The sequence below is a fragment of the Gluconobacter japonicus genome (assembly GCF_015244665.1).
GTDB lineage: Bacteria > Pseudomonadota > Alphaproteobacteria > Acetobacterales > Acetobacteraceae > Gluconobacter > Gluconobacter japonicus.
In genome coordinates, this window is the sequence record NZ_JABCQN010000002.1 from 290586 (window position 1) to 303519 (window position 12934).

A 12934-nucleotide genomic window follows, 5' to 3' on the forward strand; every position below is an offset into this window, starting at 1 on the left:
AGGTTTGAAAGACAGGATTCAGGGCCAGGTAAAGTTTGCCACAAAAATGCCGCAACTTTTTTGGTTCGAGAGTCGTCTTAGGAGCAGTGCCTGCTGGCCTTTTCCAAAAATCGCCGTGGGCGGGTGGGGAGTTCTGCTCATGCGTGCTCTGTCTGTCTTCTGTCTTGGATTTGCTCTCGGGTTGCCTTTGTCGGGTGTGCAGGCGCAGTCGGTGTCACATGACGCGCAGAGCGTTCAGAGTCACCTTGTTGAGGATGCGGGAATGTCGGGGGTGGATCGGCGTTTGATTGTCTGTCGGATTAACCCAAAGCTGTTGCATACGGCCTGGGTCGGAGAAGTGAAGGATATTCCGCATCCGCAGGTCTGTACGGGAGGGGCAAACCGGTTGGGGGCAGGATATGTCCGGTATCTTGCGACGAGTAGGGTTTCCAAGACATACAAGCCGCTTAGAGGGTAAATTTCTTTCGTCTGGGAGAAGGCTGGCATGTGCTGAATAGGCCTTGCCGGGTTTGTGAGGCGGGGCTAGCCTCAGGGGCTATGTCCAACATTTCTCTCGATTATGATGCCCTGACGCAGACACCGGTTGCGGAGAAGCCTTTCCCGCATGTCGTGGTGCCGCATTTCATTAGCAATGATGATCTCAAGGCTGTTGTGGCGGACTTGCCGGAAATGAAATCCGGTGGGTCTTTTCCGCCCGAGGCTTTAAAGCTGACGCCGCGTGTGGCGGCCATGATTGAGGAATTGCAGGGGCCTCGGCTCAAGGCTCTGATTGCGGAAAAATTCGGTCTGGATCTGGCGGATGCGCCGACGATGCTGACGATGCGTGGGCGGACACGGGAAAAAGATGGACGCATCCATCGGGATTCCGACGCCAAACTGGTGACGATCCTGTTGTATCTGAATCCACGGGGGGAAGACTGGGTTTCCCGGGATGGCTGTCTGCGTCTGCTGAATGGTCCGGATGATGTTGAGGATTATGATGTTGAGGTAACGCCGGCGGAGGGGACGCTTCTGGTGTTTCCGAATGGTCCGACGACCTGGCACGGACATCGGCAGTTTGTTGGGACGCGATATGCCATCCAGCTCAATTATATGGCGACGGGTCAGAAGGCCCGGTACGAACTGCGACGGCATCGTCTTTCGGCGCTGATCAAGCGCCTGCCTTTTGTAGGCTGATTTTAAAGGGAACGGAAAAGATCATGGGTTATCGGGTTGCGGTTGCGGGTGCCACGGGAGCGGTGGGGCGCGAACTGCTACGCATTCTGGCGGAACGGAATTTCCCTGTGGACGAGGTTGTGGCGCTAGCGTCGCCGCGCTCGGTCGGGAAAGAAATTTCCTTTGGAGACAAGAAGGTTCTCAAGGTTCAGAATCTTGAGACGTTTGATTTCAAAGGCTGGGATATTGCTCTTTTCTCGCCGGGCGGTGAGGTTTCGGCCGTGTATGCGCCGAAGGCTGCGGCAGCGGGTTGTATCGTAATCGATAATACGTCCCATTTCCGTATGGAGCCGGGTATTCCGCTGGTTGTGCCAGAAGTGAACGCTAAAGCGCTGAAGAAGGCGCGTCGTGGCATCATCGCAAACCCGAACTGCTCTACTGCGCAGATGGTGGTGGCTCTGAAGCCGCTGCATGATCTGTTCAAGATCAAGCGTATTGTGGTTTCGACGTATCAGGCGGTGTCTGGTGCGGGTAAAGATGGCATGGACGAGCTGTTTGGCCAGACCAAGGGCACGTTCGTGAACGATCCGCCGACGGTTGCGCAGTTTACCAAGCAGATCGCCTTTAACGTCATTCCACATATTGATCGCTTCATGGATGATGGGGCGACCAAGGAAGAGTGGAAGATGGCGGTTGAGACCCGCAAGATTCTCGATCCGGATATTCAGGTTTTGGCGACTTGCGTGCGGGTGCCGGTCTTCATCGGGCATTCTGAGGCGATCAGCATTGAGTGTGAGAAGCCTATCGACCTGAAGAAGGCCCGTGAAGCGCTTCGTAAGGCTCCGGGGGTGATCCTGCGTGATGAACGCGAGGACGGTGGCTATGTGACGCCGATTGAGTGCGTTGGGGAAGATGCGACATATGTGTCGCGCCTGAGAATTGATCCGACCGTGGAGAATGGTCTGGCGCTCTGGTGTGTATCCGACAACCTTCGCAAGGGTGCTGCCCTGAATGCGGTGCAGATTGCGGAGAGCCTGGTTGAGCAGGACCTTCTGAAGGATGGGGCGCTCCTTCCTTCGAAGGGCTGAGTATCGTTTGCAGATTGGAATGCGCCTGAAGGGAGACCTTCCGGCGCATTTTTTATGTCGGGATAAAGAGGGTTAGCTGTGACTGTTCCACGCACCGAGACCGTTCTGGAAGCAAACCAGACCATTGAGCTTCTTCCTCTGGATGCTCTGCTGGGGCGTTTGCTGGAGTCGCAGAAATCTGCGCTGGATCGGGTTGGGGAGGCGCTTCCTTCGATTGAGCGGGCTGTTGAAGCTGCTGTGCCACGTCTTCAACGGGGTGGTCGTCTGATTTATGCGGGAGCAGGGACATCCGGCCGGATTGGGGTGCAGGACGGAGTTGAATTGACGCCGACTTTCGGGCTTGCGCCGGAGCGTCTGGTTCTGCTGCTTGCGGGCGGAGCGGGAGCTGGGACGCAGGCTGTTGAGGGGGCGGAGGATCGTGAAGATCAGGCACGTCTTGACCTGAGCGAGCATGTTCCGACTGCGGATGATGTGGTGATTGGGGTCGCTGCTAGCGGAAACACGCCCTACACCTGCGCGATGGTAAGAGCTGGCCGTGCTGCAGGGGCGCTGACGATCGGGGTTAGTGGGAATGCGGATGGGCGTCTGCTTCGGGACGCTGAAATTGGGATTTCTATTCCGACTGGAGCGGAGGTTCTGGCTGGATCAACCCGTATGGCGGCGGGAACCGCACAAAAGGTCGTGCTGAATCTGTTCTCTACGGCCCTGATGACCCGGCTTGGGCATGTGTATCGTGGGCGTATGGTGGATATGCGCATCAGCAATGACAAGCTTCAGAAACGTGCCGAGCGCATGGTGTCTGAGCTTGCCGGAGGGACTGACGAAGACGTCCGCGAAGCGCTTGCCTTGGTTGGGGGGAATGTGAAGCGGGCTGTTCTGATCCGGCATGGAGTGGAGGCCGATCAGGTTGAAGACCTTCTTCAGCGCCATCAGGGTGATCTGCATGCTGTTTTGGCTGCTCTGTAATGCCTGAAACGGGATCGGGCGATCTGTACTGGGCCATTGGGTTGATGAGTGGCACGTCGCTCGATGGTGTGGATGCGGCTCTTGTTCTTACGGATGGGGAACGCATTGCAGAGTATGGGCCAGCGGTGACGCTTCCGTATGATCAGAGGTTACGGGATCGGCTGCGATTGCTTCTGGATCATGCCGCCGAACTTTCTGGCAGTGAGGCTGATCTGAAGGATGTCGAACGGGTGGTAACACTCAGGCATGTTGAGGCTGTAACTGCGCTTCGGAACATGGTGCCCACGATTGTACCGGACGTCATTGGCTTCCATGGGCAAACCATTCTGCATCAGCCGGACATTGGGCGAAGCTGGCAGATTGGTGATGGTGCTTTGTTGCAGGAGCAGTGTGGCATCCCTGTTATCTATGACTTTCGGGCACGGGATCTGGATTATGGGGGCGAAGGAGCGCCACTGGTTCCTGTCCTTCATGCCGCTCTTCTGGAACGAGAAGAGAAGTCTGTAGCTGTGTTGAATATCGGGGGCGTGGCGAATGTCACGCTGCTGGGGCCGGTTCAGGATGGTGCCCGTCAGGTCTGGGCCTGTGATACGGGGCCAGGCAATGCTTTGCTGGATGATTGGGCGGAGCGTCATACGGGTGTGGCGTGCGATACCGATGGTGCTCTGGCTCGTAAGGGGACAGTGAATCGGGGGGTATTGGAGCGATTGTTGGATAGCCCGTATTTCAAGCGTCCGATGCCGAAATCTCTGGACCGGTTGAGCTTTCATGGGTCTGCTATGGAAGCTGTGCAGGCGCTTTCGCCTGAAGATGGGGCTGCAACATTAGTGGCATTTACGGTGGAGGCGATTGCTCGGACACCGATGGATGTTACGCCGGACAGGTGGTTTGTTGCAGGCGGCGGACGACATAATCCGGTGCTGATGGACCGATTGCGTTCGCGTCTTGGAGATGTATCGTCTGTTGACGTTCTGGGGTGGGATGGGGATGCGTTGGAGGCGCAGTGTTTTGCGCTTCTGGCTGTTCGTTATTTTCGACAGTTGCCTTCTTCATGGCCTCAGACCACAGGAACACGTCAGGCCTGCGTGGCAGGCCGCGCCGTAGTGTGACGCAGCCTGCGTCTTGACTTAGACCGAGGCGAGTTCAGGCCAGCCGGTTTCTGGACGGTCAAGATGCTTGAGCAGGTCATGATCGCTGGTGTTTGTCAGATCCTTTGTCAGGGTCTTGAACAGCTTTTTGGTTGTTGGCTTGTCAAGATGCTCGCGGATATCGTGCAGTGCCTGCGCTGGAGCCACGAGGAAAATGCCCTCGATATTGGAATCCTGCGCAGCTTTATTGATGTGCGTCGCCAGATCTTTTGTGAAATGGGTTTTGAGTTGCTCTTTTGGATTTGTGTGAGCTGCTTTGATGGACCCTACGTCTTTGGCAGCGTCGGAGCCTTTATGCAGGTCAAAATTCTCTATGGTGCGAAGCTGGCTTCCTTCCAGGCGAAGAAAGCGGCCTTTTTCGCCGTCAGCGATGACGTAGATGACTGGATCTTGAGTCGCCATTGGAGTGGTCCTTCCGAACAATCAAATGTGTCTCTGTTTTAACGGGTGGGGTGTCGGGAAGTTGCCTTCTCAAGAGGATTCTGACCGATTCTCGAAGCGCTAAGATCCAGAAAAATAAAAGTTATTTCGTGTGGAGATAAAATTTACGCGGGGAATATGAATTTTTTTCTTGAAACCCGGCGGCGATATGACCACTCTCAATATTGAGCCCACGGAAAACTTTCCCAGAGGGTTCAAGGAGGCGAATATGGCTCTGATGAATACTTTCATGCCGTATATCGGATCAATCGGCGCCGTCATGGCGGTTATTGTTTACAATGCATCCCTAAGGGCTGAGCGACCAAGTTTCTCTTATGCGCGTGTAAAGCGCCGACGATAGCGTCCCGAAAGGGACGCGTATCCCTACACTTGATACGTTTTTCCTCTTTCGCCGTTGTTAGCCCTGTTTCACACTGAAGGGCACTATGGCCTTTTTTTTCAAAAAACCACGCAATGCTTCTCCTCCTCATGGGCGGACTGGCGTTCTTCTCCTCAATCTCGGGACACCTGACGATACTGGCTACTTTGCTGTACGTCGTTACCTGAGTGAGTTTCTTTCTGATCGGCGCGTGATTGAAAGTCCGCCGTTGATCTGGCAGCCCATTTTGCAGGGCATCATCCTTACAAAACGTCCATTCGCCAGTGGTGCGAATTATGCACGCATCTGGGATCGCGAAGAGAATGCTTCGCCATTGCGAGTTTATACCCAGCGACAGGCTGAGAAGCTGGCTTTGCGTCTCAAGGGTGATGGCGTGCCTGTTGAATGGGGCATGAGATACGGGCAGCCGTCTGTTGCACAGGGTGTGGAAAGCCTGATGGATCAAGGGTGTGACCGGATCATCAGCATTCCGCTTTATCCGCAGTATTCAGCGACGACGACTGCGACAGCGAACGATCATCTTTTCCGTGCACTCATGAAGTTACGCCGTCAGCCTTCTGTGCTGACGATGCCGTCTTTTCCGGATCACCCGCTGTTTGTTCGGGCGTTGGAACAGTCTGTTCGTAAGACTTTGGAGGGTTTGTCTTTCAAGCCTCAGGCTATTGTTGCGTCCTTCCATGGATTGCCGAAAACCTGCGTTGAAAAAGGCGATTCCTATCAGGAAGAGTGTCAGCGCACGATTGTGGCCTTACGGAAAGCGTTGGGATTTAGTGATGAGCAGATGCCGCTCACATTCCAGTCTCGCTTTGGGCCGCTGGAATGGATCCAGCCTTATACGGCACCTTATGTTACCGGACTGCCCAAGCAGGGAGTTACCAAGATTGCGGTAATTATGCCTGGCTTTATGTCGGATTGTATTGAGACGCTCGACGAAATTGGCAATGAGCTTCGTGAGGAATTCATTCATGCTGGCGGTGAAGAGTTTGCCATGATTCCCTGTCTGAACGATACGGATGAAGCCATCGACCTTCTGGAAGGTCTATCTCGTTCTGCTCTCAAGGGCTTTCAGTTTTCCTGAGACGGTGTTGAGAGCATTCGGACAAGAAAACGCCCGGCTTTAAGCCGGGCGTTTCTGTTTTCAGAAGTGTTGGTTGGGCTGAGCCTGAGGTGCAGGCGCCGGTGTGTTAGGGCCTGGTTCAGGATGTTCGGCGTCATACCATTCTGCTTTCTGCTTGGTGGATGCTGCATCATGATGACGCTGCCACCAGCTGGCATTCGGGTCTGCCGGATGTTCCTTGTCCCAAAGAGCTGCTTTCTCGCGCAGGTCCTTGCGATACAGATGACGGCGGTACATGCCGGCAGCGCATCCTCCCATGGCACCGACAACGGCATGGTGATTGGCAAGGTGGCCGCCGACAGCACCGGCTGCGCCGTATTTGATGCAGCCGCCTGGTTCGGCAAGGGCTGGAGTAGCGGTTAGCAGGGCTGCAAGAGCCAGTGCGGATCGCGTTAAACGGATCGTCATGATTGATGTGGTCTCTCGTCGATGTCTCTTTGGGAAAAAGAGACTTTCCAAATGTCGAAATTAGGGTTGTGAAGGAGAGGTTTCAACTCATCTTGGGTGTATCTGACATTTTACGCTTGAACTGCATCCGGGTTTTTCATATAACTGTGGCATTGAGCCATAAGTCGCTTAGCTGATGGTTCGATAATTCATATTGAAAATAAGATTTTATGAGAGGCTCATCCCGCTGGATGCAGCCTCTTTTTTTGTGCGCCAAGCAGGATTTCAGAGTGTGGATATTTCCGGTTTCGACCTTTCTGGTCTGCTCGCCGACATCCCGGCTCGATATGAGCTGTGGGTGGCTTTACTGATTATTGGATGCAAACTGGTTACGGTCTTTTTGCCTCCCCCACAGAATACATCACGATTCAACGGAATTTACCGTCTGGTGGCCCTTCTGGGGCTGAATATTGGCTGGGCTGCCAACCGTCTGGAACGGCAAGTCAGCAAGAAGGTCGTTGTCCCGAAAGACGGAGAGAGCGTGAAAACAGACGCTGCTCCGGGAGCAACTGATCCTTCTCCTGGCAAGGCTCCGCAACAAGGCGCCTGACAGGGTTATTTTTCAAACACTATTCAATACGGATCATGAAAATATGAATGCTATTTCCAGCCGAATTCTGGATCAGCACACGGCTGTTCGTCGCGTGCTTCCGAACTATCGCTCGTCCCGGTGGACGATTGCTGATGCGCTGAAGGTTCGTACGGACGATCCGACGACGACAATGCCGGTAATCGACTACAGTTTCCCAGTCATGTCCAACGATGTGATGATCTGGGACAGTGGCGCCCTTCGTGACATGCATATGCGCACTGTGACGTATAAGGGCTGGTTTGTTCTCTGGTCCCTGGCTGTGGACAAAATCGACAAGACCAATGCCAAGATTTATGACGAATGGCACTCCCGCAATGATCGCGCCTATATCGGCTACTGGTACAGCGCCGACGGTGTTGAGTGGACATGGGGTGGCCGCCTGTTTCAGACGTCTGCTGATCTGCGTCCCTGGGAGTGGTCCGGTTCTCTGGTGATGCGTGAAGGCAGCGAGAACAAGGTCGACATGTTCTACACGTCCGTTGGTGCGCCGGATGGTAATTCTGTTCCGGCTGTTTGCTCTGGCACCATTCATGCTGATGACAAGGGTGTCTGGTTTGAGGGCTTCTCGGCCAGCACGGAAATGTTCAAGGCTGATGGCGTTCATTATGCCAACGCTTCTGAAGATGCGTATTTCGATTTCCGCGATCCGCAGCCGTTCATCAATCCGGGTGATGGCGAGCTTTACACGCTGTTCGAAGGCAATGTTCCTGGCATGCGGGGGCAGTTTGTTGTCGGTTCTGACGAGATGGGCCATGTTCCGCCAGGTTATGCGGTGGATCCGGGTGCGCAATATGGTGCTGCGGCAATCGGTCTCTCCCGGTGTGTGTCTAACTGGCGCAAGGGTGATTATTCCCGTTGGGAGCTGATGCCTGCTCTGGTGACGGCTCTGGGCGTGAACGATCAGACGGAGCGTCCGCATTTCGTCTTCAAGGACGGTCTGACCTATCTGTTCACCATCAGCCATCATTCCACCTATACGGGCAAAAGTACGGGCCCTGATGGTGTGTATGGTTTCGTTTCCGAGAAGGGGATTTTTGGTCCCTACAAGCCTCTAAACAGCTCGGGTCTGGTACTTGGTAACCCGTCTTCACAGCCGTATTCGACGTATTCGCATTTTGTGGATGCGCAGGGCTACGTCCAGTCGTTTATCGATACGATTCCGGCGGCTGGTCAGAACGCTGAAAGCCCTGATACCTATCGTATTGGCGGCACGCTTGCTCCGACGGTGCGGCTGGTTCTGGATGGTGATCGGACGTTCCTGACGGAAGTTCATGACTATGCGCAGGTTTTTGCGCAGGCCGCCTGGCCGGCTTCTCTGGCCTATGACGTTCGTGCCTGATTTTTATAAAGGCAGGGTTCGTTCTGCCTGAAAATTGGGAATGAGACATTGTGGAAGCCATCCCCTGCGTGGGGGTGGCTTTTCATTTTTCTGGAGCGTTGGTTGATGATGGAACGCAGGCTCGGGAAGCTGCCACCCCGTTATGATGCCCGAACCTATCGGTTTTCGCCTGTTCTGGCAGCGCGTGTTCCAGAGGTTCCGGAAAGTCAGGACTGGTCTGAAGGTGTGCCTTATCAGATGTGGGGCAATGATCGGTTCGGGTGCTGTGCGTTTGCTGCGCACGCGGCTCTTACGGCTACCTGGACCAAGGCGGCTCAGGGGCTGGTTCTTCTGTCCAGCGAGCAGGTTCTACAGAATTATGGCGCAGTTACGGGATTTGATCCGGTAACCGGCCAGAACGATAATGGCACTGTTCTGCTTGAACAGTTGGGATACTGGAAAAGAAACGGGTTTGTTCGGCCTGGCCAGACCAAGGATTATCTGACGGCCTATGGGGTTATTGATTCCCATTCCGTTAATGGGATCAAGCGGGGCATTTCCTATCTTGGGGGCGTTCTGGCGGGGGTGCAGGTGCCTCGTGGGTTCCTTGATCTTCCATTGGGTGCGATCTGGGATTGGAATGCTATTCAGGATCATGCCTATGTAGGTGGCCATGCGATTGCGCTAACGGGTTACACGGCTCAGGGTGTATTTTTTAATACATGGGGCAATCGGACATTTATGCCCTGGGATACATTGCTGCGGATCTGCGATGAGGCTTACGGGCTTGTCAGTCGGCAGAATTGGCTGACAGTGTGTGGTATTTCCCCGAAAGCAGAAGATATTCAGGCTCTTGTTGCGGAAATGAGTGCTGCATGAGGCTGATCTATGTCTTGCCCGTATGGTTTTTGCTGTCGGGTTGTGTCTTTACCAGCGGTGCGCAGACTTCAATTAGCGCTGCACTGGCTGGTGTTCAAAAAGACCTGACGAAAGCGGGTGTTGTAAGCGCTTCGGATGTGCAGAACTGGTCTGAAGCGCAGACAGCCCATTTTGATGCCAATGTTCGTGCGTTGCAATGTGCGCAGCGAAACGTGGACCCTGTTGTTGCGCTTGTTTCCGGACCTGTAGCCATGCAATTGAATGGTACTCTGACCCAGTCTGGTTCTTTTTCTGTTTCGGCCCTGACGAGCATTCCTGTTCTGGGCATTACGGCAGAGGCCAGCCGTTCAAAAACACAGCAATTGAGTTTGCCCGTGCAGTTTGTGCCTCTCTCTGCGTTGCCGGATGCAGAAATGCAGCGTGAGGTTGAATATGCAGGGGCTTTGATGAGCCAGTCCGACACTATTCGTGAAAGCGAAGGGGAGAAAATTCTGATGTCTCGGCAGACGTTGGCGGCGCATATTCTGGAGCTTCAAAAGCTGGATGTTTTGAAACTATGCAAAGCCGATCAGCCTGTTCGTCCATTCGTAGGACTGCATGAGCACTGAGAAGCAGAAAGCGTAAGGTCAAAGTTGTATATGGAATGCGTACGGAAGAGCATTTTCTTCTTTGCTCGCATCAGATTTTCTGATTTCCATTAAATCGGCTGGTCGGAGTGAGAGGATTCGAACCTCCGGCCCCTGCGTCCCGAACACAGTGCTCTACCAGGCTGAGCTACACTCCGTGCCGATGGCGCTTCTCCTAACGGGGATTTACAGAATGCGCAAGAGGGCGCGTCTGAAAATCAGACGGGGAGCAGCAATCTTTTGAGGTGTCGCCATGAAAATAGCACCGTGGTTACTTCTCCTTGAAGGTTCCAGACTGGTAAAAGACCGACGCCGCCGTCTTCGACGGGGACTCTTGAGTCTGCAGAGTCATCACGGTTATCGCCCATCACGAAGAGCTTGCCTGCTGGAACCGTAAACATAGGAACGGTGTCGAGTGTTCCTATGGTTGTTAATTTGAGAATGTCGTGGTGAGACCCGTCGGGGAATGTTTCCTCATATCGTCTTGCAGGGGTAGATATTCCTGGGTGGAATTCTGCCTGGCCCTGTCCTTTGTCGTGCCAGGGAAGGGTTTTTCCATTTAGAACGACACGACCGTTGGATAGAGCAATCGTGTCCCCCGGCAGTCCAATGACACGTTTGACCCAGGTTTCATTCAGGTTGGCAGGGGCTCGGAAAACGACCACATCTCCGCGATGCGGCAAGCGGGTAAAAAGACGGAAATGCGGAAGAACCGAAAGTCGCGCTGCGAAAGGAAGATTGACTGTTCCCCATCCATAAGATGGTACGACAGCGATGATTTCGTCGCCGATTTCGAGTGTTGGCTCCATTGAGGCCGAAGGCACGACATAACCAGCACCTAATGCGCTGTGAATGAAAAACGCGCCAAGCAGCAGAGGAAGCGCGGGAAAAATTTTTTGGAATGTACGTCGCAGGGTCATTAGGTGTCTCCGTCGTGCAATAGAATGTCACACGGAAGGGCGTCTGCAACTTAAGTTCTGGACACGTTGTGTCAGGAAAAAAGCAGGCAATCCGTCATGGATCGCCTGCTGAGAATGCTCAGAGAGCCTTTTCAAGTGCGGGAAGGACCTCGAACAGGTCACCCACGATACCGTAATCGGCGACACGGAAGATGGGGGCTTCCGGGTCCGTGTTGATGGCTACAATGACGCGGCTGTCCTTCATGCCGGCCAGATGCTGGATTGCGCCAGACAGGCCAACAGCAATGTAGAGTTCCGGAGCCACGATCTTGCCGGTCTGGCCGACCTGCATTTCGTTCGGGGCAAAGCCGGAGTCCACAGCGGAACGGGATGCACCAATGGCGGCGTTCAGCTTGTCGGCAATAGGTTCGAGCAGCTTGAAGTTCGCTGCATCCTTCATGCCCTTGCCGCCCGAGATGACCACGCGGGCTGCCTCAAGTTCCGGGCGATCGGAGGCAGAAAGTTCCACCTTCACGAAAACGGATTTTTCGCTGGCGGGTGCGCCCAGTGTTTCAACCGGAGCGGAGCCGCCGTCTTTTGGAGCGGGATCAAAGCTGGAACCCCGAACCGTCAGAATCTTGATGGCATCTGAAGACCGGACGGTTGCCAGTGCATTGCCTGCGTAGATCGGACGAACGAACGTTTCGACATCCTTGATTTCGACCACATCCGGGATGGGTTGAACGTCAAGCAGGCCTGCCAGACGCGGCAGAATGTTCTTTCCACTGGCAGAGGCAGAGGCCACGATATGGCTGTAGTCTTTTGCGATGGATGCCAGTAGATCGGCGGCAGGTTCGGCCAGATCCGTGACCAGACCGGGCACCGACAGAACCCGCTTGACACCAGGCAGGGCTGCGGCAGCGCTGGCGCCCTCACCAAAAACGATGGCGTCTACATCGCCAAAGCGTGCGGCGGCTGTCAGGGCTGAACGTGATGCCTGACGGACTTCGCCATTCTCGACTTCGAGCAGAACAAGAGCGGTCATCAGATCACCTTCGCTTCTGTCTTGAGCTTTTCGACCAGTTCGGCCGCATTGTCTAGCTTGATACCTTCCTTGCGTTCTGCCGGCTCTGCGACAGAAACGACAGTAAGGCGGGAGGCAAGATCAACGCCGAGATCGGCAGCCTCAAGCGTTTCAAGCGGCTTCTTACGAGCCTTCATGATGTTTGGGAGGGACGCATAGCGCGGCTCGTTGAGGCGCAGATCGGCTGTCACCACGGCGGGAAGTGCCAGAGAAACAACTTCCGTACCACCGTCGATTTCGCGAGAAACTTCAATGCGGCCGTCCGCAACGGTCACCGCACTGGCGAACGTGCCTTGTGGCCAGCCAAGTTTGGCTGCCAGGATCTGGCCGGTTGCGTTCATGTCGTCATCGATGGCCTGCTTGCCCATGCAGACAAGACCCGGCTGCTCACGTTCGACAATGGCTTTCAGCGCATTGGCGACGGCGCGCGGCTCAAGCGTATCGTCTGTTTTGACCAAAATGGCCCGGTCTGCACCCATGGCCATTGAGGTACGCAGAATGTCCTGCGCCGCCTGGACACCAATGGTAACGACGACCACTTCAGTTGCCACGCCTTTTTCGCGCAGGCGGATGGCTTCTTCCACCGCAATTTCATCGAACGGATTCAGGGACATTTTTAGGCCCTGCGTTTCGACACCACTACCATCGGCCGCTACACGCACCTTGACGTTGTAATCGACCACCCTTTTGACTGGGACCAGAATTTTCATCGTGATCTTTCGCTGCTGACGCCGCTGGAAAAACGGGCGCCACCGTAGCGGAAATGGATCAGAAAGTCACATTCCGGTCAGAAAG

At 54.6% G+C, this 12934-nt stretch carries 15 protein-coding genes and 1 tRNA gene; 10 read left to right on the top strand and 6 right to left on the bottom strand.

Annotation, left to right across the window (positions count from 1 at the left end; genetic code table 11):
• Positions 1-139 precede the first annotated feature (139 nt).
• The 5 genes from HKD32_RS04730 to HKD32_RS04750 all read left to right on the top strand — a co-directional run bounded on the left by HKD32_RS04730 (position 140) and on the right by HKD32_RS04750 (position 4318).
• Entirely contained in the window at positions 140-457 is a 318-nt protein-coding gene (locus HKD32_RS04730; RefSeq protein ID WP_010503379.1) for a hypothetical protein, read from the top strand.
• 80 nt (positions 458-537) lie between these two features.
• Positions 538-1176 (top strand): 2OG-Fe(II) oxygenase family protein, encoded by a 639-nt coding sequence (locus HKD32_RS04735; RefSeq protein WP_061929837.1) that lies wholly within the window; start codon positions 538-540, stop codon positions 1174-1176.
• Positions 1177-1199: 23 nt separating this feature from the next.
• Positions 1200-2243 (top strand): aspartate-semialdehyde dehydrogenase, encoded by a 1044-nt coding sequence (locus HKD32_RS04740; RefSeq protein WP_194257607.1) that lies wholly within the window; start codon positions 1200-1202, stop codon positions 2241-2243.
• A 78-nt stretch (positions 2244-2321) separates the two neighbouring features.
• On the top strand, positions 2322-3209 hold the full coding sequence (locus HKD32_RS04745; protein ID WP_061929831.1) for an N-acetylmuramic acid 6-phosphate etherase: 888 nt from the start codon (positions 2322-2324) through the stop codon (positions 3207-3209).
• On the top strand, positions 3209-4318 hold the full coding sequence (locus tag HKD32_RS04750; protein ID WP_194257608.1) for an anhydro-N-acetylmuramic acid kinase: 1110 nt from the start codon (positions 3209-3211) through the stop codon (positions 4316-4318). Before HKD32_RS04745 ends, HKD32_RS04750 begins: the two co-directional genes overlap by 1 nt.
• Positions 4319-4336: 18 nt before the next feature.
• Here the strand turns inward: HKD32_RS04750 and HKD32_RS04755 are convergent, their stop codons facing one another.
• On the bottom strand, positions 4337-4759 hold the full coding sequence (locus HKD32_RS04755; RefSeq protein WP_061929825.1) for a host attachment protein: 423 nt from the start codon (positions 4757-4759) through the stop codon (positions 4337-4339).
• 464 nt (positions 4760-5223) lie between these two features.
• On the opposite strand from HKD32_RS04755, the gene hemH reads away from it, so the two are divergent.
• On the top strand, positions 5224-6255 hold the full coding sequence (gene hemH / locus HKD32_RS04760) for a ferrochelatase (protein ID WP_061929822.1): 1032 nt from the start codon (positions 5224-5226) through the stop codon (positions 6253-6255).
• A gap of 60 nt (positions 6256-6315) precedes the next feature.
• Here the strand turns inward: hemH and HKD32_RS04765 are convergent, their stop codons facing one another.
• On the bottom strand, positions 6316-6702 hold the full coding sequence (locus HKD32_RS04765) for a hypothetical protein (RefSeq protein ID WP_061929819.1): 387 nt from the start codon (positions 6700-6702) through the stop codon (positions 6316-6318).
• Positions 6703-6973: 271 nt separating this feature from the next.
• Here HKD32_RS04765 and HKD32_RS04770 point away from each other — a divergent pair, with 271 nt between their 5' ends.
• The 4 genes from HKD32_RS04770 (at position 6974) to HKD32_RS04785 (ending at position 10138) form a co-directional block, all read left to right on the top strand.
• Positions 6974-7291 (top strand): hypothetical protein, encoded by a 318-nt coding sequence (locus HKD32_RS04770; protein WP_264787055.1) that lies wholly within the window; start codon positions 6974-6976, stop codon positions 7289-7291.
• A gap of 43 nt (positions 7292-7334) precedes the next feature.
• Positions 7335-8672, top strand: a complete 1338-nt coding sequence (locus HKD32_RS04775; protein WP_194257610.1) for a glycoside hydrolase family 68 protein — start codon at positions 7335-7337, stop codon at positions 8670-8672.
• A gap of 105 nt (positions 8673-8777) precedes the next feature.
• Entirely contained in the window at positions 8778-9530 is a 753-nt protein-coding gene (locus tag HKD32_RS04780) for a C1 family peptidase (RefSeq protein WP_010503397.1), read from the top strand.
• Positions 9527-10138, top strand: coding sequence for a hypothetical protein (locus HKD32_RS04785; RefSeq protein WP_061929806.1), 612 nt, complete (start codon positions 9527-9529; stop codon positions 10136-10138). The genes HKD32_RS04780 and HKD32_RS04785 overlap by 4 nt, the downstream gene beginning before the upstream one ends.
• A gap of 99 nt (positions 10139-10237) precedes the next feature.
• Here HKD32_RS04785 and HKD32_RS04790 read toward each other — a convergent pair.
• The 4 genes from HKD32_RS04790 to HKD32_RS04805 all read right to left on the bottom strand — a co-directional run bounded on the left by HKD32_RS04790 (position 10238) and on the right by HKD32_RS04805 (position 12849).
• Positions 10238-10314 (bottom strand) — tRNA-Pro (locus HKD32_RS04790).
• Positions 10315-10374: 60 nt separating this feature from the next.
• Positions 10375-11076 (bottom strand): signal peptidase I, encoded by a 702-nt coding sequence (gene lepB / locus HKD32_RS04795; protein ID WP_061929803.1) that lies wholly within the window; start codon positions 11074-11076, stop codon positions 10375-10377.
• Positions 11077-11194: 118 nt separating this feature from the next.
• Entirely contained in the window at positions 11195-12100 is a 906-nt protein-coding gene (locus HKD32_RS04800) for an electron transfer flavoprotein subunit alpha/FixB family protein (protein WP_010503401.1), read from the bottom strand.
• On the bottom strand, positions 12100-12849 hold the full coding sequence (locus HKD32_RS04805) for an electron transfer flavoprotein subunit beta/FixA family protein (protein ID WP_061929800.1): 750 nt from the start codon (positions 12847-12849) through the stop codon (positions 12100-12102). The genes HKD32_RS04800 and HKD32_RS04805 overlap by 1 nt, the downstream gene beginning before the upstream one ends.
• Positions 12850-12934: the final 85 nt, after the last annotated feature.

Coding starts and splice junctions, on each gene's coding strand:
- HKD32_RS04730 (WP_010503379.1), top strand. CDS start 140: ATGCGTGCTCTGTCTGTCTTCTGTCTTGGATTTGCTCTCGGGTTGCCT.
- HKD32_RS04735 (WP_061929837.1), top strand. CDS start 538: ATGTCCAACATTTCTCTCGATTATGATGCCCTGACGCAGACACCGGTT.
- HKD32_RS04740 (WP_194257607.1), top strand. CDS start 1,200: ATGGGTTATCGGGTTGCGGTTGCGGGTGCCACGGGAGCGGTGGGGCGC.
- HKD32_RS04750 (WP_194257608.1), top strand. CDS start 3,209: ATGCCTGAAACGGGATCGGGCGATCTGTACTGGGCCATTGGGTTGATG.
- HKD32_RS04755 (WP_061929825.1), bottom strand. CDS start 4,759: ATGGCGACTCAAGATCCAGTCATCTACGTCATCGCTGACGGCGAAAAA.
- hemH (WP_061929822.1), top strand. CDS start 5,224: ATGGCCTTTTTTTTCAAAAAACCACGCAATGCTTCTCCTCCTCATGGG.
- HKD32_RS04765 (WP_061929819.1), bottom strand. CDS start 6,702: ATGACGATCCGTTTAACGCGATCCGCACTGGCTCTTGCAGCCCTGCTA.
- HKD32_RS04775 (WP_194257610.1), top strand. CDS start 7,335: ATGAATGCTATTTCCAGCCGAATTCTGGATCAGCACACGGCTGTTCGT.
- HKD32_RS04780 (WP_010503397.1), top strand. CDS start 8,778: ATGATGGAACGCAGGCTCGGGAAGCTGCCACCCCGTTATGATGCCCGA.
- HKD32_RS04785 (WP_061929806.1), top strand. CDS start 9,527: ATGAGGCTGATCTATGTCTTGCCCGTATGGTTTTTGCTGTCGGGTTGT.
- lepB (WP_061929803.1), bottom strand. CDS start 11,076: ATGACCCTGCGACGTACATTCCAAAAAATTTTTCCCGCGCTTCCTCTG.
- HKD32_RS04800 (WP_010503401.1), bottom strand. CDS start 12,100: ATGACCGCTCTTGTTCTGCTCGAAGTCGAGAATGGCGAAGTCCGTCAG.
- HKD32_RS04805 (WP_061929800.1), bottom strand. CDS start 12,849: ATGAAAATTCTGGTCCCAGTCAAAAGGGTGGTCGATTACAACGTCAAG.